Origin of the sequence: Pseudomonas sp. FP2254 (assembly GCF_030687695.1) — a bacterium.
Taxonomy (GTDB): Bacteria; Pseudomonadota; Gammaproteobacteria; order Pseudomonadales; family Pseudomonadaceae; genus Aquipseudomonas; species Aquipseudomonas quebecensis.
The window spans coordinates 1,481,632-1,501,731 of record NZ_CP117444.1; the positions used below are offsets into that span (position 1 = coordinate 1,481,632).

The window sequence follows — 20,100 nt, forward strand, 5'->3', positions numbered from 1 at the left end:
CGAGCTTGCTCGCAATGAGCCCTGAGAGGGCACTATGACTGGCAAGTTTGTTCCAAATATTGCAATGTGCGCGACAAGTTAAATCGAGCGGTATAGAGCGTTTTCGTCAACTTTGGAGTGTTTACAACAATGGCAAAAATCGTCGACATCAAAGGTCGTGAAGTTCTCGACTCCCGTGGCAACCCCACCGTCGAAGCCGACGTGCTTCTCGATAACGGCATCATCGGCAGCGCCTGCGCGCCGTCCGGTGCTTCCACCGGTTCGCGCGAAGCGCTGGAACTGCGTGATGGCGACAAGAGCCGTTACCTGGGCAAGGGTGTCCTCAAGGCAGTAGCCAACATCAATGGCCCGATCCGTGACCTGCTGTTGGGTAAAGACCCGCTGGACCAGAAAGCGCTGGATCACGCGATGATCAAGCTCGACGGCACCGACAACAAAGGCAGCCTGGGCGCTAACGCCATCCTCGCCGTGTCCCTGGCCGCCGCCAAGGCCGCTGCCCAGGATCAGGACCTGCCGCTGTACGCGCACATTGCCAACCTGAACGGCACTCCAGGTGTCTACTCGATGCCGGTGCCGATGATGAACATCATCAACGGTGGCGAGCACGCCGATAATAACGTCGACATCCAGGAATTCATGGTGCAGCCGGTTGGCGCCAAGACCTTCTCCGAAGGCCTGCGCATGGGCACCGAGATTTTCCATCACCTCAAGGCTGTGCTAAAGGCCCGTGGCCTGAGCACCGCGGTCGGTGACGAGGGTGGTTTCGCCCCAAACCTGGCCTCCAACGAAGATGCCCTCAAGGTTATCTCCGAAGCCGTGGCCAACGCCGGCTACACCCTGGGCACCGACGTGACCCTGGCGCTGGACTGCGCGGCCAGTGAATTCTACGAAGACGGCAAGTACAACCTGTCCGGCGAAGGCCAGGTGTTCAACTCCGAAGGTTTTGCCGAGTACCTGAAGGGCCTGACCCAGCGCTACCCGATCATCTCGATCGAAGACGGCCTGGACGAGTCCGACTGGGACGGCTGGAAAATCCTCACCGACAAGATCGGCGAAAAAGTCCAACTCGTGGGCGACGACCTGTTCGTGACCAACACCAAGATCCTGAAAGAAGGCATCGATAAAAAGATCGCCAACTCGATCCTGATCAAGTTCAACCAGATCGGCACCTTGACCGAAACCCTGGAAGCCATCCAGATGGCCAAGGCCGCCGGCTACACCGCCGTAATCTCGCACCGTTCCGGCGAAACCGAAGATTCGACCATTGCCGACCTGGCCGTGGGCACCTCGGCTGGTCAGATCAAGACCGGTTCGCTGTGCCGCTCCGACCGTGTTTCCAAGTACAACCAATTGCTGCGTATCGAAGAGCAACTGGCCGGCAAAGCCAAGTACAACGGTCGCGGCGAGTTTCGCGGCTGAGCGTCACATGGTAAAAAGTCGGCGGATTGCGTCGGAAAACTCACGGCAATGTGAATTTCGGCGTTAATCTGGTGACTATCTAGCACAAGCCTGGTTCTTCCAGGCTTCGTGCTATCAGTTGCTCCAAAAGTGATGCATGGCTGTCTTTTTCCACTGGATACCCGATATTCGATGCGCAGTCCCAATTGGTTGTTTCTCGTCTTGCTCCTGCTGCTGGCTGGCCTGCAGTACCGCCTATGGGTAGGTAACGGCAGCTTCGCGCAGGTAAAAGACCTGACCCAACAAATTGCCGACCAGCACGCCGAAAACGAACGCCTGCTGGAGCGCAACCGCGTCCTCGACGCCGAAGTGCTTGAGTTGAAAAAGGGCACGGAGACCGTTGAAGAACGGGCTCGCCATGAGTTGGGCATGGTCAAGGAGGGTGAAACCCTCTACCAGTTGGCCCAATGAGCTATCGTTTGCCGGCCTTCTGGGCCGTGATTCCTGCCGCGGGCGTCGGTGCCCGTATGGCCGCGGACCGTCCCAAGCAGTACTTGCAATTGGGCGGGCGCACTATTCTTGAACACAGCCTGGGCTGTTTTCTTGACCACCCTCTGCTCAAGGGCCTGGTGGTCAGTCTTGCTGTTGATGATCCGTATTGGCCCAACCTGGCATGTGCCGCTGACCCGCGTATCCAGCGTGCGGACGGTGGTTCGCAGCGCTCGGGCTCGGTGCTCAATGCACTGCTGCACCTCAATGCCCTGGGCGCCAGCGATGACGATTGGGTGTTGGTGCATGATGCGGCGCGGCCTAACCTGAGCCGTGATGATCTCGATAAGTTACTGGCTGAGTTGGCGGACGATCCGGTCGGTGGCCTGCTGGCGGTGCCGGCTCGCGATACCCTCAAGCGCGTCGACAAGCAGGGGCGGGTGGTGGAAACCGTCGACCGCAGCTTGATCTGGCAAGCCTATACGCCGCAGATGTTCCGCCTCGGAGCCTTGCACCGCGCGTTGGCCGACAGCCTGGTGGCGGATGCGCTGATCACCGACGAGGCCTCGGCCATGGAATGGTCCGGGCAGGCGCCGCGCTTGATCGAAGGGCGCTCGGACAATATCAAGGTGACCCGGCCGGAAGACCTGGAGTGGCTGCGGCTGCGTTGGGCCAATCGCCGGTAGTCAGTTGCACCGGGTCGAGTTCATCGCAGGCAAGCCAGCTCCCACATTCGATCACGTTCTCCCCCAGGCAACTCGGTCAACTGTGGGAGCTAGGCTTGCCCGCAATGAGGCCCGCCCGGACACCCAATACTCAACCGCTGTACTCCGGCCGCTCGGCCAACCCCTCCTTCAAAAAATCCACCAACTTCCTGACCTTTGGCGACAAATGTCGTTGCTGCGGATACAGCGCCCACACCGCGGTATTCGGTGGTTGATACGCCTCCAGCAGCGACACCAACGCGCCGCTGTGCAAGTGCTCCAGCACGTAATAGTCCGGCAGTTGGCACAACCCGACCCCTTGCAGCGCCGCATCCAACACGGCTTGCCCACTGTTGCAGCGCCAGTTTCCCTGTACCCGTTGGGAAAATTCGCGCCCGTCCTGGGCCAGTTGCCAGATGTCCGAGCTGCCGATCAGGCAATTGTGCCGACTCAATTCCGACAAGCTATGCGGCCGGCCGTACCGGGCCAGGTAGGACGGTGACGCACACAGGTACATTCGCCGAGGCGCGAGGCGGCTGGCGACCATGCTTGAGTCTTGCAGGCGCCCCAGGCGAATCGCCAGATCGAGGCCTTCGTGCACCAGATCAAGTTGGCGGTTGCTCAGCTCGATATCCACCCGCAGTTGCGGATAAAGCCCCATGAATCGCGTCACCAATGGCACGATAAAACGCTCGCCGTAAGCCACGGCACAGGTCATGCGCAACATGCCCTTGGGTTCGCTGGTCAGGTCGCCCACCGCGCGCAAGGCTTCTTCGCGTCCATCCTGCAGGCGCTGGCAGTGTTGCAGAAAGGTCTGACCGGCCTCTGTCAGTGTGACCTTGCGGGTGCTTCGGTAGAGCAGCCGCGTCTGCAGCCGGTCTTCCAGGCGCGCAACTTGCCGGCTGATATGGGACGACGAAACCCCCAGGCGTTCGGCGGCGGCGGTGAACTGGTTGCATTCGGCGACCGCGACGAACTCATCGATGCCTTCCCAGCGGTTGTCCTGCATGGCGATTATCCCTGTACAGCAATAAAGTTTTGCTTTTGGTCGGATTATTAATCAGCCGGTCATGTTTTACACTCATCGCTTCAGTTTTCAACCCGATGGAGATTTCCGGATGATCAAGTCCCGCGCCGCCGTAGCCTTCGAAGCCAAGAAACCCCTTGAGATCGTAGAAGTGGATGTCGCCATGCCAAAGGCCGGCGAAGTACTGTTGCGCGTGGTCGCGTCCGGCGTGTGCCATACCGACGCCTATACGCTGTCGGGCGCCGACCCGGAAGGCATCTTCCCGTCCATCCTTGGCCATGAGGGCGGTGCGGTGGTCGAGGCCATCGGCGAGGGCGTGACTTCAGTAGCGGTGGGTGACCATGTGATCCCGCTGTACACCCCGGAATGCGGCCAGTGCAAATTCTGTCGCTCGGGCAAGACCAACCTGTGCCAGGCCATTCGCGCCACCCAGGGCAAAGGCTTGATGCCCGATGGCACTACGCGTTTCTCCTACAAAGGGCAGCCGATTTTCCACTACATGGGCACCTCGACGTTTTCCGAGTACACCGTGCTCCCGGAAATTTCCGTGGCCAAGATTCCTAAAGAAGCACCGTTGGAAAAGGTCTGCCTGCTCGGTTGCGGCGTCACCACCGGTATCGGTGCGGTGATCAACACCGCCAAGGTCAAGCCAGGCGACACCGTGGCCATCTTCGGCCTGGGGGGCATTGGCCTGTCTGCGGTGATCGGGGCGGTCAAGGCCAAGGCCGGACGTATCATCGCCATCGACATTAACCCGGCCAAGTTCGAAATCGCCAAGCAACTGGGTGCAACCGACTGCATTAACCCGAAAGACTACGACCGCCCGATCCAGGACGTGATCGTCGACCTGACGGATGGCGGCGTGGATTTTTCCTTCGAGTGCATCGGCAATGTCCAATTGATGCGGGCCGCGCTTGAGTGCTGCCACAAAGGCTGGGGCGAATCGGTGATCATCGGCGTAGCCGGGGCCGGCCAGGAAATCGCTACCCGTCCGTTCCAACTGGTCACCGGTCGCGTCTGGCGCGGTTCGGCGTTTGGCGGCGTACGCGGTCGCAGCGAATTGCCAAGCTACGTGGAAATGGCCCAGACCGGCGAAATCCCCCTGGATACCTTCATCACCCACACCATGAGCCTGGAAGATATCAACAAAGCGTTTGACCTGATGCATGAAGGCAAGAGCATTCGTACCGTCATTCACTTTTGAAGCAGCGGCAAGCGGCAAGCTATCAGCAGCAAGTGGGTGCACGCCTTACTTGCCGTTTGAAGCTTGCCACTTGCAGCTGGGAGTACTCCCATGACCCTGGAAAATATCTCCTGCCAGAAGAGTTTTGGCGGCTGGCACAAACGCTACAAACACAGTTCCCACGTGCTCGGTTGCGACATGACCTTCGCCGTCTACCTGCCGCCGCAAGCGGAGCAGGGCGGCAAGCTGCCGGTGCTGTACTGGCTGTCCGGCCTGACCTGCACCGATGAGAACTTCATGCAGAAAGCCGGTGCCCAGCGCATGGCGGCGGAACTGGGGTTGATCATCGTGGCGCCGGACACCAGCCCCCGCGGCCCCGGCGTGCCGGGTGATCCTGACAACGCCTGGGACTTCGGCCTCGGCGCCGGCTTCTACCTGAACGCCACCCAGGAACCCTGGGCCAAGCACTATCGGATGCATGACTACGTGGTGCAGGAATTGCCGGCGTTGGTGGAGGCACACTTCCCGGCGTCCGATAAGCGCGGCATCAGCGGCCACTCCATGGGCGGACATGGCGCATTGGTGTGTGCGTTGCGCAACCCGGAGCGTTACCTTTCAGTGTCGGCTTTTTCGCCGATCAGCAACCCCATGGACTGCCCATGGGGCCAGAAAGCCTTTTCCCGCTACCTGGGCGAAGAACGTTCCAAATGGCGTGAGTGGGATGCCTGCGTGCTGATCAGCGAAACCTCGCACAAACTTCCATTACTGGTGGATCAAGGCGATCGCGACGATTTCCTCGCCGTGCAGCTCAAGCCTGAAGCGCTGCGCCAGGCCGCGAAGGCGGCCAACCATCCGCTGGAACTGCGCCTGCAACCAGGCTACGACCACAGCTACTTTTTCATTGCCAGCTTCATCGAAGATCATTTGCGGCATCACGCACGTGCTTTGCTCGGTTAATGTGAGAAAAAAGTAGGTAGAATCACGCCCTGAATTAAATCGGGGCGTTTTTTTATGCGTATTGGCCACGGCTACGATGTGCACCGTTTCGCTGAGGGCGATTTCATTACCCTGGGCGGTGTGCGCATTGCGCACCACCACGGATTGCTGGCGCATTCCGACGGCGATGTCGTCCTGCATGCCTTGAGCGATGCATTGCTCGGCGCGGCGGCATTGGGTGATATCGGCAAGCACTTCCCAGACACCGACCCCACTTTCAAGGGCGCCGACAGCCGCGTGCTGCTGCGCCATGTGGTCGGCCTGATCCATGCCAAAGGCTGGAAGGTCGGCAATGTCGATAACACCATTGTCGCCCAGGCACCGAAAATGGCGCCCCATATCGAATCGATGCGTGCACTGATAGCCGCAGACCTGCAAATTGAAGTGGATCAAGTCAACGTGAAAGCCACCACCACCGAAAAACTCGGGTTCACCGGTCGTGAAGAGGGCATCGCGGTGCACTCCGTCGCCTTGTTGCTGCGCGCATGACTGACCTGCAACTGCTGGGCCCGCGGGCCTATGGCGAAGCGCTGGGCTGCGCGGTACTGAAAGCCACGGCCGAAGATTTCCAAGTGGACGAAGTGCTCGACATCCCGCTGACCGGCGAGGGCGAGCACCTGTGGCTGTGGGTGGAAAAGCGCGGCTTGAACACCGAAGAGGCGGCGCGGCGGATAGCAAAGGCGGCCGGCGTGCCGTTGCGCACTGTCAGCTATGCCGGACTCAAGGATCGCCAGGCGCTGACCCGACAGTGGTTCAGCGTGCAATTGCCGGGCAGGGCCGACCCGGACATGAGCGCGGCGCAAAACGACAGCCTCACCATCCTCAAAACCGCGCGCCATAAACGCAAGCTGCAGCGCGGCGCGCATTCGGCCAACGGCTTCACCTTGCGTCTGACTCAATTGGCCGCGGATACCGCCGCGATCGACGCCCGCTTGCAGCAGATCGCCAAGCACGGCATCCCCAACTATTTCGGTACCCAGCGCTTTGGGCATAACGGTGGCAACGTCGTCGACGCTCGCGACTGGGCGGCGCGCAAGGCCTTGCCCGAACAGCGCAATGTGCGCTCGCGGCTGTTGTCCACCGCGCGCAGTTTCCTGTTCAACAAAGTCCTGGCGGCGCGAGTCGCCGACGGCTCCTGGCAGCGCGCCCAGGTGGGCGATTTGCTCGCCTTTACCGACAGCCGCAGTTTTTTTCCGGCCGGTGAAGCCGAGTGCAGCGATCCGCGCCTGGCGATCCTGGACCTGCACCCGACGGGGCCGCAGTGGGGCGAGGGCGATTCACCTGCCGCGGGTGCCACCTTCGAGCTGGAACAGGCGGTCGCCGCCAGTGAGGCCGACCTGCGCGATTGGCTGGTCAAGGCGGGCATGAGCCAGGAACGTCGCATTCTTCGACTGCCCATTAGCGGGTTGACGTGGCATTATCCCCGGCCTGACATTCTGCAATTGGAATTCGTCCTGCCGGCCGGATGCTTCGCCACTGTCTTGGTGCGCGAGCTTGTTGATCTGGTGCCGGTGGGGCAGACGGACAGCCCATGCGTATTCTGATATCAAACGATGACGGTGCCACCGCACCCGGCCTTGCCGCGCTCCATGCCGCGCTGCAGGATTACGCCGAGTGCATAGTGGTCGCCCCCGACCAGGACAGGAGCGGCGCCAGCAGTTCGCTGACGCTCGACCGTCCCCTGCACCCGCAGGTTCTGGCCAATGGCTTTATCAGCGTGAACGGCACCCCTACCGACTGCGTGCACCTGGCGATCAACAGCCTGTTGGAGCAGGAGCCGGATCTGGTGGTGTCGGGCATCAACCTCGGCGCCAACCTGGGCGATGACGTGCTGTATTCCGGCACCGTGGCCGCTGCCCTGGAAGGGCGTTTCCTGGGGCGCACCTCGTTCGCCTTCTCCTTCGCCTCGCGCCAGCTCGACAACCTGCCGACCGCCGCCCATTTTGCGCGCCTGATGGTGGAGGCCCACGCTTCCTTGGACCTGCCGCCGCGCACGGTGCTGAACGTCAACGTTCCCAACCTGCCGTTGGACCATATTCGTGGTATCCAGCTCACGCGCCTGGGCCACCGCGCCCGCGCGGCGGCGCCGTTGAAGGTGGTGGACCCGCGTGGCAGGGAGGGTTATTGGATCGCGGCCGCCGGCGATGCCGAAGATGGCGGCCCCGGCACGGATTTTCACGCGGTAATGCAAGGTTATGTGTCGATTACACCGTTGCAACTCGATCGCACCTTCAGTGATGCCTTCAGTGGTCTCGATGGCTGGCTGGAGGGGTTGCGCTGATGGCACGTGAACAAGACGATCTATTGCGTCGCGGCATCGGCATGACCTCCCAGCGTACCCGCGAGCGGCTGATCCAGCGTCTCTACGAAGAGGGGCTGTCCAACGCCCAAGTGCTGGAAGTGATCCGGCGCACGCCGCGGCACCTGTTTGTCGATGAGGCCCTGGCCCATCGCGCCTATGAAGACACCGCGCTGCCCATCGGGCATAACCAGACGATTTCCCAGCCGTACATGGTGGCGCGCATGAGCGAGCTGCTGTTGGCGGCGGGCCCGTTGGACAAGGTGCTGGAAATCGGCACCGGTTCCGGTTACCAGACGGCGGTGCTGTCGCAGCTGGTGGAACGGGTGTTTTCGGTGGAGCGCATCAAGGTGTTGCAGGACCGCGCCAAGGAGCGCCTGGTTGAGCTGAACCTGCGCAACGTGGTGTTTCGTTGGGGGGACGGCTGGGAAGGCTGGCCGGCGCTGGCGCCGTATAACGGCATCATCGTCACCGCCGTGGCCACCGACGTGCCGCAGGCCCTGCTCGACCAATTGGCACCGGGTGGGCGCCTGGTCATTCCGGTCGGCTCCGGCGAAGTGCAGCAACTGATGCTTATCGTTCGTGAGGATGAAGGCTTTTCCCGGCATATCCTGGGAGCCGTGCGCTTTGTGCCGTTGCTCAACGGCCCGCTGGCCTGATCTATTTGCGCGGCCAGTGAATTCTGCTGGCGCGGATGTGTCTTACGGCGGGGTCTATCAAGTCAGCATGATGGGTGGATGCATTCGGCACGCTCAAAGATTCGTTTCGCACGTGTGCCGGTAAAACTTCAATGCCCAGTTATACTTGCGTCATCTTTCCAGCCTGATACAGGCGTCCATGTTCAGCCACCACAAAGGGAGCGGCGGGTGAGTCTCACAGGTCTTGCGCAGCGTATGAGTAAAACAAGTTTTCAGCGACTGGTGCTTGGCCTCGTCTTCAGTTCCGTGTTGGTCGGCTGCTCCAGCTCGCCAAGCAGTGGCGCACGAGTCGTTGACCGCAACAGCTCGGTACCGCAAAAACCTACCGTCACCACTGGACAATACGTGGTACGCAAGGGCGATACGTTGTTCTCCATTGCCTTCCGTTATGGCTGGGACTACAAGGCGCTCGCAGCTAGAAACAATATTCCCGTGCCGTATACGATTCATCCAGGCCAGACCATTCGCTTCGATGGGCGTAGCGGTTCTGCGCCTACGACAGTTGTGACAACCTCTGGATCTTCGGCCTCGTCTTCCAGCAAAACCACCATCACTACGCGGCCTGCGGGCACGGCGGTGCCGACCCCCGCAAACAAGCCGGCGCCCGCGCCGTTGCCACCTGCGGGGCCTGCGCCGACCGGTTGGGGATGGCCCTCAAACGGAGTGTTGATTGGAAAATTCTCTTCAAACGGTAGTTTGAATAAAGGCATTGATATCGCCGGGGATTTGGGACAGCCTGTTTTAGCTGCGTCTGATGGGACAGTGGTGTACGCCGGGAGTGGTCTACGGGGTTACGGCGAACTCGTCATCATCAAACACAGTGACACCTACGTCAGTGCTTACGGTCACAACCGCAGGCTGTTGGTTCGGGAGGGACAGCAGGTCAAAGTCGGACAGACAATTGCCGAAATGGGGTCAACTGGTACGGACCGGGTGAAACTGCACTTTGAGATTCGCCGTCAAGGGAAGCCTGTAGATCCATTGCAATTCCTACCCCGTCGTTGATGTGTTGCCAGCCTGTTCCTAGCGTAGAAGGAACAGGCTCCAGCGTTGCCAAGGATAAAGGCGTCGCTTGAGCTTGAGGTCGAACTCACCAAAGGACTATAACAATGGCTCTCAGTAAAGAAGCGCCGGAGTTTGACATCGACGATGAGGTTCTCCTTATGGAGACCAGCATCGCTATGGAATCGATGTCGAATGAGGGACCTGCTACACCTTCAGTTCGAACCAAATCCAAGAACTCCTCCGCGTTAAAGCAACACAAATACATTGATTACACCCGGGCGCTTGATGCGACCCAGCTGTACCTCAATGAAATCGGCTTTTCCCCTCTGCTTACCCCTGAAGAGGAAGTCCATTTTGCGCGCTTGTCGCAAAAAGGCGATCCGGCTGGGCGCAAGCGCATGATTGAAAGCAACCTGCGGCTGGTAGTGAAAATTGCCCGGCGCTACGTCAATCGTGGGCTGTCCCTGTTGGACCTGATCGAGGAGGGCAATCTTGGCCTGATTCGAGCAGTGGAAAAGTTCGATCCTGAACGCGGCTTCCGTTTTTCGACCTACGCCACCTGGTGGATTCGTCAGACCATCGAACGGGCGATCATGAATCAGACCCGCACGATCCGGTTGCCGATCCATGTGGTCAAGGAGCTCAACGTCTACCTGCGGGCGGCGCGTGAGCTGACACAAAAACTCGATCATGAACCCTCACCCGAAGAAATCGCCAACCTGCTGGAAAAACCAGTAGCGGAGGTCAAGCGCATGCTTGGTCTTAACGAGCGCGTGTCTTCGGTCGACGTCTCGCTGGGTCCGGATTCGGATAAAACCCTGCTGGACACCCTCACGGATGATCGCCCTACAGACCCTTGTGAGCTGTTGCAGGACGATGATCTGTCCCAAAGCATTGACCAGTGGTTGTCTGAACTTACGGACAAACAGCGTGAAGTGGTGATTCGCCGCTTCGGCCTGCGCGGCCATGAGAGCAGTACCTTGGAGGATGTAGGCCTGGAGATCGGTCTGACCCGCGAGCGGGTGCGGCAGATCCAGGTTGAAGGGCTCAAGCGCCTGCGTGAGATCCTGGAGAAAAATGGCCTGTCGAGTGAGTCGCTGTTTCAATAGCGTCTGCTTGAATGCCTGAATGTGGGAGGGGGCTTGCCCCCGATAGCGGTGTGACAGTCAATGCAAATGTGACTGCTGACCCGCCATCGGAGGCGAGCCCTCTCTCATATTTTTTTATGTCAGGCATCAAGTGGGTTTGGATACCAAATCCCAGGCATAAAAAAACCCCGCTTTTAAGGGCGGGGTCTTTTCGACTAAGTCAGTACAAGTTAGATAACTTGAACTTCTTCAGCTTGCATGCCTTTCTGACCGCGGGTAGCGATGAAAGAAACCTGTTGGCCTTCTTTCAGGCTTTTGAAGCCGTCGGATTGGATAGCTTTGAAGTGAACGAACAGGTCGTCACCGGATTGTGGAGTGATGAAGCCGAAGCCTTTTTCATCGTTGAACCACTTAACGGTACCAGTTTGGCGATTAGACATGGTGTATCTCCTTGGACAAAGTTAACTGCGACTCAGGAAAAGCCCTGGCCGAGACTGAGTGCAAAGAGCAGGAAAAATTCTTGGAGATGGTTGGATCGAAATTCAACATATCGTGTAGAGATTCTCAGTGACACAAGCAGCACAGTGGCGCCACCTTAACCCTTTTTCCGGAACGTGCCAATGGTATTTCCGAAGGTTTCTCTATTTTCGTGACTGGCGGTGGTATTTACCGACACCCCACGCAGCGCGATGGCTCCCGGCCCCGCTGGCTGCGGCTCCAGGTCCAGGGCGCATTCATCAAGAAAACCCCCACGCCCTTTGAACCCCAACGCCGGCCCCGGTAAGATGCCTCACAGAATTTTTCCACCTCGCTATTCAGGACACCCGCCATGAGCATCAAATCGGACAAGTGGATTCGCCGCATGGCGCAAGAGCACGGCATGATCGAACCCTTTGTCGAGCGCCAGATGCGTGGAGAGGGCGCCGAACGCCTGATTTCGTACGGTGTGTCCAGCTACGGCTACGACGTGCGTTGCGCCGATGAATTCAAGGTGTTCACCAATATCAATTCGGCAACCGTCGATCCGAAAAACTTCGATGAAAAAAGCTTCGTCGATATCAAGAGCGATGTGTGCATTATCCCGCCGAACTCGTTCGCGCTGGCGCGCACCGTGGAGTTCTTTCGTATCCCGCGCGACGTGCTGACCATCTGCCTCGGCAAAAGCACCTACGCCCGTTGCGGCATCATCGTTAACGTGACCCCCCTTGAGCCGGAATGGGAAGGCCACGTGACGCTGGAGTTCTCCAACACCACCACGTTGCCGGCGAAAATCTACGCCAACGAAGGGGTGGCGCAGATGCTGTTCCTGCAATCCGATGAGGCCTGTGAAGTGTCCTACAAGGACCGTGGCGGCAAGTATCAGGGCCAGCTCGGCGTCACGCTGCCGCGCGCTTGATCGAAAGCTCCGACACGCAAAGGGAATTAGTCTGAAGAAAGTGACTCTATTGGGTGTACTGCCTCGGCACGTGTAAAACGTGTCGAGCCACGCTTGAGGAGTACCTTATGAAGATCGACCCCCGAATCAGCGCAGAACTCGCTCGCCTTGAACCCAATCAGATTGGCGTTCTGGCATGGTCTCTGATGGCCGATCCTGCCTATGCGGGCGGCATCCCCGGCCAACCCGAGCCGGATTACCCGCAGCCCACCGAGCCCGGTGAGCCTACCCTGCCGGACGAGCCGCCACCCGCGCCCGTTGCTTGAGGCCTTTAGGGTTGGCCTGCATCACCTGACAGGCCATACCTCCTGATCGCCAATCACCAGAATCCGATGGTTGGCGTCCGGCTCGACCGCATAGCCCCCTGTAAACGCCCCGAACGCCGGTAGCAGGCTGACCCGTGGCCCGAGCTGAAAGCAGGGCAGGCGCAGGCTCTGGCGCCCCTTGCCGCGCAAGCGGTACACCGGATGCACATGACCTGCCAGCACATGGTGGCTGGGATGAGCGTCGGGTTCGTGCTGCAAGGCAAACGGGCCCATCAACAGCGGTTCTGGCACCACGTCGATCCCGAGGTCGCCAGGCGGGTCACCCGCACGCTTATCGTGATTGCCGCGAATCAACGTCAGCGGCAGGTCACGATGCTGTTCGCGCCACGCTCGCAGGGCGCCCAACGTGCCGCTGGCATGGGAGCCTGGGCCGTGCAGGAAGTCACCCAGAAACACCACTCGCGCACAATCGAATGCCTCCAGCACCCGGTCCAGGCGCGCCAGGTTGTCGGTGGTGGTGCCCTGGGGCACCGGCTGTCCCAGGCTGCGATAGGCCGATGCCTTGCCAAAATGCGCGTCGGCGACCAGCAAGCACCGGCGCGCGGGCCAGTAGATGGCCTTCTGGGCCAGCAGCCATAGCTCTTCGCCTTCCAATTGAACTGAGCAATACATCAAGCTTTTCCGTTATCCGCGACTTTTTCCAAATCCTTGACCATCCGCGCGATGCGCTCCGAGAGTTTTTCCGAGCTCATGCTTTCGCGCATGCGCTCCACCAGCAGCGGAAATGCCAGGGGCGTGGGCCGTTCAATCTGGTGCAGCTCCAGTGTCAGAGTGGACAGGTGCCGTAGCGCCGCTTCCAGTCGACGAATGTCCAATTCGTCGCGCAACACTTCTTCGCCGGCCTGAGCCAGTAACAGGTTGTGCGGGTCATACTGCTTGAACACTTCAAAGAACAAGCCGCTGGAGGCCTGCACTTGCCGGGTGCTTTTCGGCGCGCCGGGGTAGCCGGCAAACACCAGCCCGGCGATGCGCGCGATTTCGCGAAAGCGCCGCAGGGCCAGTTCACCGGCGTTCAGGCTGGCGGCGACGTCCTCCAGCAAGCGGTCCGGGCTCAGCAGCGGGGCGTTCAACAGCGCGGGCCAATCCACCGGAGTGGCGCTGAGCAATTCGAGGCCATAGTCGTTGACCGCGATGGAGAATGTAACGGGTTGCCCCTGGCTGACGCGCCACGCCAGCAAACTGGCCAGGCCCAGGTGCACCTGGCGCCCGGCGAACGGGTAAAGGAACAGGTGCCAACCCTCGCGGGATTTCAGGGCTTCGGCCAGCAAGTGCGCGCGGGTCGGCAGGCCGGACCAACGCAGCTGCGTCTGCAGGAGTGGTTGTACCGCCTGCATCTCCGGGCCGTCGAAGTGACCCTGGGCAGCGGCATCGAAGCGTTCCACCACGGCCTGGGCCAGTTCGTTGGAAAGGGGCATGCGCCCGCCATTCCAACGCGGCACTGCGGCCTTTTTGGCGGTACTGCGGCGTACGTAGGCGGTCATGTTTTCCACCCGCACCAGCTCCAACAAGCGACCGGCAAACAGGAAACCGTCCCCCGGTTTGAGTCGCGCAATAAAGCCTTCTTCCACACTGCCCAGGTTCTTGCCGCCACCGCCCTTGCTCCAGAATTTAAGCTGGATGCTCGCATCGCTGACGATAGTGCCCACGCTCATGCGATGGCGCCTGGCCAACCGTGCATCCGGCACCCGCCAGATGCCGTGCTCGTCGGGCTCCACGCGGCGGTAATCCGGGTAAGCGGTCAGTGATAAGCCGCCGTGGCGCACAAAGCCCAGGGCCCAGGCCCAGTCGGCGTCAGTGAGGTCGCGATAGGCCCAGGCGCCGCGTACTTCCTCCAGCAACGATGCGGGCATAAAGCCGCCACCCAAGGCCATACTCACCAAGTGTTGTACGAGCACATCCAGTGGTTTGTAAGGAGATTCCCTGGCTTCGATGCGTCGCTCGGCAATCGCATCCTGCGCCGCTGCGGCTTCGATCAGTTCCAGGCTGTGAGTCGGCACCAGCGTCACCCGCGACGGCCGCCCGGGTGCGTGGCCGGAGCGCCCGGCGCGCTGCATCAGGCGCGCCACGCCCTTGGCCGAACCGATCTGCAGCACGCGCTCGACCGGCAGAAAATCCACCCCCAGGTCCAGGCTCGAGGTGCACACCACCGCCTTGAGTTGCCCGTCTTTCAGCGCCCGTTCGACCCAGTCGCGCGTCTCCCGGGACAACGAACCATGGTGAAGGGCTATCACTCCGGCCCAATCCGGCCGCGCATCGAGCAATGCCTGGTACCAGATTTCCGACTGTGCCCGGGTGTTGGTGAACACCAGGCAACTGCTGCTGGTGTCCACCTCGGCCACCACCTGCGGCAGCATTTTCAAACCAATATGTCCGGCCCAGGGGAAGCGCTCGGCCACGGGTGGCAACAGCGTATCGACGTGCAGCGCCTTGGCCGTTTGCCCCTGCACATTGATTCCTCCGCCTTGTGGGACCAGTACCTCCAAGGCGTGGGATTGATTGCCCAGCGTCGCGGAAATCCCCCACACCAGCAATTCAGGCTGCCAACGTCGCAAGCGCGCCAGGGCCAGTTGCAACTGCACCCCGCGTTTGTTGCCGATCAGTTCGTGCCATTCATCCACTACCACCATGCGCACATGGGCCAGGCTGGCTTCGCTGTCGGCGCGGGCCAGCATCAGGGTCAGGCTTTCCGGGGTGGTGACCAGTGTGGTCGGCTGGCGACGGGTTTGTCGGGCGCGTTCGGCACTGCTGGTGTCGCCGGTGCGCAGGCCGACACTCCACGGAATTTGCAACGCCGGCAGCGGCGCTTCCAAGGCGCGCGCGGTGTCGGCGGCGAGGGCTCGCATCGGCGTGATCCACAACACCGTCAGCGGCTCGGCCGGTGGCTTGCGTTTGCCGGTGGCCGGTGGGCGCGTGATGGCGAAGCGATTGAGCGCGGCAAACCACAGTGCGTAAGTCTTGCCGGCACCGGTGCTGGCATGCAGCAAGCCGGAATTTCCCTCCTTGACCGCCGTCCACACGGCTTTTTGGAAGGCGAACGGTTTCCAGCCTTTGGCGGCGAACCATTGCCTGGCGAAGTCGTGGGGTTTTGCCATGCGGCGGCTGACGCTCTGGAGGGCTTATTCCACAGACCCCCCAGGCATCACAAAGGTTTACTTCAAATTACCGCTCAGGAACTGTTGCAGGCGCTCGCTCTTGGGCTTGCCCAGCACGTCTTCCGGCGCGCCTTGCTCCTCCACCAGGCCTTTGTGCAGAAACAGCACCTGGCTGGACACTTTGCGCGCAAAGCTCATTTCGTGGGTGACCATGATCATGGTGCGGCCTTCCTCCGCCAGGCCCTGGATCACCTTCAGCACTTCGCCCACCAGTTCCGGATCGAGGGCCGAGGTGGGCTCGTCGAACAGCATCACCTCCGGCTCCATCGCCAATGCGCGGGCGATGGCGACGCGCTGTTGCTGCCCGCCGGAGAGAAACGCCGGGTACTGATCGGCCACGCGAGCCGGCAGGCCGACCTTGTCCAGGTAACGGCGGGCGCGGTCTTCGGCGTCCTTCTTACTGCAGCCCAACACCCGGCGCGGAGCCATGGTGATGTTCTCCAGCACGCTCATGTGGCTCCACAGGTTGAAGTGCTGGAACACCATCGCCAGCCGCGTGCGCAAGCGTTGCAGTTCGGCGTCGTCGGCCACGCGCATGCCGTGGCGGTCGCTGACCATGCGGATCGGCTGGCCGTCGAGGGTCATGGCGCCATCGTTGGGCGTTTCCAGAAAATTGATGCAACGCAAAAAGGTGCTCTTGCCCGAGCCGCTCGCGCCGATCAGGCTGATCACGTCACCGGTCCTGGCCTTGAGCGAAACACCTTTGAGCACCTCATTGTCGCCATAGCTTTTATGCAGGCCTTCAACGGTCAATTTGTACATGGGGCGTGCATCCTCAAGGCGAAAGTAGATAGCCGCTGCGGTAGGCTTCGGTGCCTGCGACATGGCCGATGACCATCCCGGCAGTGGCCATGCGGCGCAGCGAACGGGCGTAAAGCAGGCCGGCCGTGCGGCAGCGCACGGGCGTTACGCGGTCGGTAATGGGGTCGATGATTTCAGCGAGCAATTGCCCGGCTTCCAGGTACTCGCCGGGCAGGGCGGCAAACACCAGCAAGCCGCCCACCGGCGTGGCCACCGGCTCCACGCCGGCCAGCGGGGTGGCCGGGTAGGGCAGTTCGGGCAGGGGCGGTGCGTCGCCGGCGATGGCGCCGAAGCGGATCAGATAATCGATGATCGCCTGGCTGTCGAGGCTCGCCAGGCCATGGTTGACGTCGCCCTGGCCGCGCAGTTCGACGGTCACCGACAAACTGCCCAAGGGGATCGGAAACCGCGCGCCGAAGCGCTGCTGCAACTGCCACCACACCAGGCTGAAGCATTCGTCGAAGGACTGGCCGCCCGAGTCCGTGGCCAGCAGGTTGGCCTCCGAGCCAAGGTAGCGCGCCAACGCTTCGACCTGGGGCCAGGCTTCAGGTGTGGTGTACAGATGCGCCACCGCTTCGAAATCGCAGTGCAGGTCCAGCACCAGATCGGCGTCGCAGGCCAGGCGTTGCAGCACCAGGCGCTGGGACTGCAACTGGGTCGTTGCGCTTTGCCCGGCCAGGGCGCTGACCAGGGCGGCACGGATCACTCGCACGTTGTGCTGCGGATCGTCGCCGAGCAACGCTTGGACCTGATTGCCTACCTCGTCGCTGAGGTCGACGAACAGCCGATTGAAGTTCTGCCCGCTCTCCAGTTCATAGCGGCCCAGCGGGGTGTCCATCAACACCTGTTCCAGGCCCGTCGGGTTGGCCACCGGCACCAACACGATTTCGCTGCGCAGGCGCCCGGCGGCGGCCAGTTCGGCCAGGCGCGCCTTTAAATGCCAGGCCACCAGCATGCCCGGCAATTCGTCGGCGTGCAGCGACGCCTGGAGGTAGACCTTGCCGTGGCTGTGTTCCGGGCCAAAGTGAAAACTGTGGATCTGCCGCGCGGTGCCGGGCACCGGCGCGATCAGTTGATGAATCCGATGACGCATGAGCGCTCCTTAGTGGCTGGGGCCGAGAAACGCCAGCCAGCGCCGCTCCGCCAGGCGAAACAGGCCGACCAGGGCGAAGGTCACGGTCAGGTAGATCAGCGCGGCAATACCGAATGACTGAAAGGTCATAAAGGTGGCCGAGTTGGCGTCCCGAGCCACCTTGAGGATGTCCGGAATCGTCGCGGTAAACGCCACTGTGGTCGAGTGCAGCATCAGGATCACTTCGTTGCTGTAGTACGGCAGCGACCGGCGCAGCGCCGAGGGCATGATCACGTAGGCATATAGCTTCCAGCCGCTGAGCCCGTAGGCCTTGGCGGCTTCGACCTCGCCGTGGGCCATGCTGCGGATCGCGCCGGCGAAGATCTCCGTGGTGTAGGCGCAGGTGTTGAGGGCAAAGGCCAGGATGGTGCAGTTCATCGCATCGCGGAAAAACGCGTCCAGCACCGGCTGCGCGCGCACGGCGGCAATGCTGTAGATGCCGGTGTAGCAGATCAGCAGCTGTATATAGAGCGGCGTGCCGCGAAACAGGTAGGTGTAGAACTGCACCGGCCAGCGCACCAGCGGGTTGCGCGAGACGCGGGCAATGGACAGCGGGATCGATACCAGAAACCCGATGACCAGTGCGGCGCTGAGCAGCCACAGGGTCATGGCCAGGCCGGTGACGTGCTGGCCGTCGCTATACAGAAACGGGCGCCAGTATTCCTGCAGGAGTTCGATCATCGCACGGCCTCCCGGGCGCCAGCGGAGTAGCGGCGTTCAAGACGGCGCAGGACAAAGTTGGAGGCACTGGTGATCAATAGGTAGATCAACGCGGCCAGTACCAGGAAGTAGAACAGCTGATAAGTGCTTTTGCCGGCATCCTGTGCCGCCTTGACCAAGTCCGCCAGGCCGATGATCGACACCAGCGCGGTGGCCTTGAGCATCACCATCCAGTTATTGCCGATGCCCGGCAGGGCAAAGCGCATCATCTGCGGGAAAGTCACGTAGCGAAACCGCTGGCCGCGCTTGAGCCCGTAGGCGGTGGCGGCTTCCAGTTGGCCACGGGGTACGGCGAGAATCGCGCCGCGAAACGTCTCGGTGAAGTAGGCACCGTAGATAAAGCCCAGGGTGATTACCCCGGCGCTGAATGGGTCGATCTCGATGTACTCCCATTCCATCAAGTCGGTCAGACCAGTGAGCCAGGTTTGCAGGCTGTAGAAAATCAACAGCATCAGCACCAGGTCGGGTACGCCGCGGATCAGCGTGGTGTAGAGCTGCGCGGGGATACGCAGAAAGGGCAGGCTGGACAGTTTGGCGCTGGCGCCGAGCAACCCCAGCAATACGCTGACGGCCAGGGACAGCACCGACAATTTGATGGTCATCCAGGTGCCTTGCAGCAACAGCGGGCCGAAACCCTTCAAGCTGAGTGCGCTCAGCCCGAGGGTTTGCAACAGTTCTTCGAACATAAATCGGGACCTATGGCGATAAAAAAGCGCCCCTGAATAAACAGGGGCGCCCAGGCATTATTTGCCGCTGTACAGGTTCAGATCGCCAAAGTGTTTCTTCTGAATGGTGGCGTAGGTGCCATCATCGTGTAACGCTTTGATACCTTTATCCAAAAGGGCCTTCAACTCAGTGTTACCTTTTTTGATACCGACGGCGGTTTTGGACGGCAGCAAAGGGTCGTCGATGGCCGCGCTGACTTCATAGCCGGCGCCGGCCGGCGACTTCAAAAAGCCCAGTTCGGCTTGCAGCATGTCTTGTACCGAAGCGTCGAGGCGGCCGGAGGTCAAGTCAGCGTAAACCTGGTCCTGGTTCGCGTAGGCCTTGGTGGTTACACCGGCTTTATCCAGTACGGCCTTGGCGTAGGCTTCCTGAATGGTGCCTTGCTCGTAGCCAACGGTTTTGCCCTTGAGCGACTCCGGCGTGGAGTAGCCCGCGCCTTTCTTGAACACCAGCGAGGTCGGGCCGGAGAACAGCTCGTTAGAGAAGTCGATGGCCTTCATGCGGGCATCGGTGACGGTCATGGACGAAATCACGCCGTCGAATTTGTTGGCCTTGAGACCCGGAATCATGCCGTCGAAATCGCTTTCGACCCACTTGCACTTGACCTTCAGCTCGGCGCAGATGGCATTGCCCAAGTCGATATCGAAGCCCACCAGGCTGCCGTCGGCCGCCTTGGATTCGAACGGGGCGTAGGACGGGTCGACACCAAAACGCAATTCCTTGTATTCCTTGGCCAGCGCGGTACCGGCGGCCATGCACAGAGCCAGTGCAGAAAGGGTCAGCAATGCTTTTTTCATTATGTAATCCCTTGAAACCAAGATAAGCGCTTGTGGCGCGATTAGGACTGTTACTGAACGGTGTCAGACGGATCCCAAGTAGCAATTTCTGCACCATAGTTCCGAATGAGCGTTTTAAAAGGTA

General features: G+C 60.8%; 22 protein-coding genes. 13 read left to right on the forward strand and 9 right to left on the reverse strand.

Annotated elements, in window-relative coordinates:
* The first annotated feature begins 129 nt into the window (after nucleotides 1-129).
* From eno to ispD, 3 genes are all read left to right on the forward strand, one after another.
* On the forward strand, nucleotides 130-1,419 hold the full coding sequence (eno, locus tag PSH94_RS06775) for a phosphopyruvate hydratase (RefSeq protein ID WP_181079292.1): 1,290 nt from the start codon (nucleotides 130-132) through the stop codon (nucleotides 1,417-1,419).
* A gap of 171 nt (nucleotides 1,420-1,590) precedes the next feature.
* On the forward strand, nucleotides 1,591-1,869 hold the full coding sequence (ftsB, locus tag PSH94_RS06780; protein ID WP_003172294.1) for a cell division protein FtsB: 279 nt from the start codon (nucleotides 1,591-1,593) through the stop codon (nucleotides 1,867-1,869).
* The gene (gene ispD / locus PSH94_RS06785; protein ID WP_181079295.1) at nucleotides 1,866-2,573 is read left to right on the forward strand and encodes a 2-C-methyl-D-erythritol 4-phosphate cytidylyltransferase; all 708 of its coding nucleotides are present in this window, start codon (nucleotides 1,866-1,868) and stop codon (nucleotides 2,571-2,573) included. The genes ftsB and ispD overlap by 4 nt, the downstream gene beginning before the upstream one ends.
* Before the next feature lie 130 nt (nucleotides 2,574-2,703).
* Here ispD and PSH94_RS06790 read toward each other — a convergent pair whose 3' ends face one another.
* Nucleotides 2,704-3,600 (reverse strand): LysR substrate-binding domain-containing protein, encoded by an 897-nt coding sequence (locus PSH94_RS06790; RefSeq protein WP_305436935.1) that lies wholly within the window; start codon nucleotides 3,598-3,600, stop codon nucleotides 2,704-2,706.
* A 109-nt stretch (nucleotides 3,601-3,709) separates the two neighbouring features.
* Here PSH94_RS06790 and PSH94_RS06795 point away from each other — a divergent pair, with 109 nt between their 5' ends.
* From PSH94_RS06795 to rpoS, 8 genes are all read left to right on the forward strand, one after another.
* A complete protein-coding gene (locus tag PSH94_RS06795; RefSeq protein WP_305436936.1) occupies nucleotides 3,710-4,822 on the forward strand; it encodes an S-(hydroxymethyl)glutathione dehydrogenase/class III alcohol dehydrogenase in 1,113 nt (370 codons plus the stop codon).
* 90 nt (nucleotides 4,823-4,912) lie between these two features.
* Nucleotides 4,913-5,758, forward strand: coding sequence for an S-formylglutathione hydrolase (gene fghA, locus PSH94_RS06800; protein ID WP_305436937.1), 846 nt, complete (start codon nucleotides 4,913-4,915; stop codon nucleotides 5,756-5,758).
* A gap of 54 nt (nucleotides 5,759-5,812) precedes the next feature.
* Nucleotides 5,813-6,286 (forward strand): 2-C-methyl-D-erythritol 2,4-cyclodiphosphate synthase, encoded by a 474-nt coding sequence (gene ispF, locus PSH94_RS06805; RefSeq protein ID WP_124385465.1) that lies wholly within the window; start codon nucleotides 5,813-5,815, stop codon nucleotides 6,284-6,286.
* Nucleotides 6,283-7,341 carry a tRNA pseudouridine(13) synthase TruD gene (gene truD, locus PSH94_RS06810; protein ID WP_305436940.1) on the forward strand — a complete coding sequence of 353 codons (1,059 nt, stop codon included), beginning with the start codon at nucleotides 6,283-6,285 and terminating at the stop codon, nucleotides 7,339-7,341. Before ispF ends, truD begins: the two co-directional genes overlap by 4 nt.
* A complete protein-coding gene (gene surE / locus PSH94_RS06815; protein ID WP_181079309.1) occupies nucleotides 7,329-8,078 on the forward strand; it encodes a 5'/3'-nucleotidase SurE in 750 nt (249 codons plus the stop codon). Before truD ends, surE begins: the two co-directional genes overlap by 13 nt.
* A 41-nt stretch (nucleotides 8,079-8,119) precedes the next feature.
* Entirely contained in the window at nucleotides 8,120-8,755 is a 636-nt protein-coding gene (locus PSH94_RS06820) for a protein-L-isoaspartate(D-aspartate) O-methyltransferase (protein WP_181079416.1), read from the forward strand.
* Between the two features lie 207 nt (nucleotides 8,756-8,962).
* Complete coding sequence (locus tag PSH94_RS06825) at nucleotides 8,963-9,799, forward strand: peptidoglycan DD-metalloendopeptidase family protein (protein WP_181079312.1); 837 nt, start codon at nucleotides 8,963-8,965, stop codon at nucleotides 9,797-9,799.
* A 104-nt stretch (nucleotides 9,800-9,903) separates the two neighbouring features.
* Entirely contained in the window at nucleotides 9,904-10,908 is a 1,005-nt protein-coding gene (gene rpoS, locus PSH94_RS06830) for an RNA polymerase sigma factor RpoS (protein WP_181079314.1), read from the forward strand.
* Nucleotides 10,909-11,117: 209 nt separating this feature from the next.
* Here rpoS and PSH94_RS06835 read toward each other — a convergent pair whose 3' ends face one another.
* Nucleotides 11,118-11,327, reverse strand: coding sequence for a cold-shock protein (locus PSH94_RS06835; RefSeq protein ID WP_002554837.1), 210 nt, complete (start codon nucleotides 11,325-11,327; stop codon nucleotides 11,118-11,120).
* A gap of 389 nt (nucleotides 11,328-11,716) precedes the next feature.
* On the opposite strand from PSH94_RS06835, the gene dcd reads away from it, so the two are divergent.
* Entirely contained in the window at nucleotides 11,717-12,283 is a 567-nt protein-coding gene (gene dcd / locus PSH94_RS06840) for a dCTP deaminase (protein ID WP_034096266.1), read from the forward strand.
* Nucleotides 12,284-12,390: 107 nt separating this feature from the next.
* Nucleotides 12,391-12,588, forward strand: coding sequence for a hypothetical protein (locus tag PSH94_RS06845; protein ID WP_010212420.1), 198 nt, complete (start codon nucleotides 12,391-12,393; stop codon nucleotides 12,586-12,588).
* A 21-nt stretch (nucleotides 12,589-12,609) separates the two neighbouring features.
* On the opposite strand, the gene pdeM is transcribed toward PSH94_RS06845, so the two are convergent.
* The 7 genes from pdeM to PSH94_RS06880 are packed head-to-tail and all read right to left on the reverse strand — an operon-like array spanning nucleotide 12,610 to nucleotide 19,976.
* On the reverse strand, nucleotides 12,610-13,260 hold the full coding sequence (gene pdeM, locus PSH94_RS06850) for a ligase-associated DNA damage response endonuclease PdeM (RefSeq protein WP_266248281.1): 651 nt from the start codon (nucleotides 13,258-13,260) through the stop codon (nucleotides 12,610-12,612).
* On the reverse strand, nucleotides 13,260-15,740 hold the full coding sequence (locus PSH94_RS06855; protein WP_305436943.1) for a ligase-associated DNA damage response DEXH box helicase: 2,481 nt from the start codon (nucleotides 15,738-15,740) through the stop codon (nucleotides 13,260-13,262). The genes pdeM and PSH94_RS06855 overlap by 1 nt, the downstream gene beginning before the upstream one ends.
* Before the next feature lie 57 nt (nucleotides 15,741-15,797).
* Nucleotides 15,798-16,562 carry an ABC transporter ATP-binding protein gene (locus PSH94_RS06860; RefSeq protein ID WP_305436944.1) on the reverse strand — a complete coding sequence of 255 codons (765 nt, stop codon included), beginning with the start codon at nucleotides 16,560-16,562 and terminating at the stop codon, nucleotides 15,798-15,800.
* 13 nt (nucleotides 16,563-16,575) lie between these two features.
* Complete coding sequence (locus tag PSH94_RS06865) at nucleotides 16,576-17,694, reverse strand: succinylglutamate desuccinylase/aspartoacylase family protein (RefSeq protein ID WP_305436945.1); 1,119 nt, start codon at nucleotides 17,692-17,694, stop codon at nucleotides 16,576-16,578.
* Nucleotides 17,695-17,703: 9 nt separating this feature from the next.
* Complete coding sequence (locus PSH94_RS06870) at nucleotides 17,704-18,414, reverse strand: ABC transporter permease (RefSeq protein ID WP_181079329.1); 711 nt, start codon at nucleotides 18,412-18,414, stop codon at nucleotides 17,704-17,706.
* The gene (locus tag PSH94_RS06875; protein WP_181079331.1) at nucleotides 18,411-19,139 is read right to left on the reverse strand and encodes an ABC transporter permease; all 729 of its coding nucleotides are present in this window, start codon (nucleotides 19,137-19,139) and stop codon (nucleotides 18,411-18,413) included. Before PSH94_RS06875 ends, PSH94_RS06870 begins: the two co-directional genes overlap by 4 nt.
* A gap of 57 nt (nucleotides 19,140-19,196) precedes the next feature.
* A complete protein-coding gene (locus PSH94_RS06880) occupies nucleotides 19,197-19,976 on the reverse strand; it encodes a transporter substrate-binding domain-containing protein (RefSeq protein ID WP_181079334.1) in 780 nt (259 codons plus the stop codon).
* Between the last annotated feature and the right edge of the window lie 124 nt (nucleotides 19,977-20,100).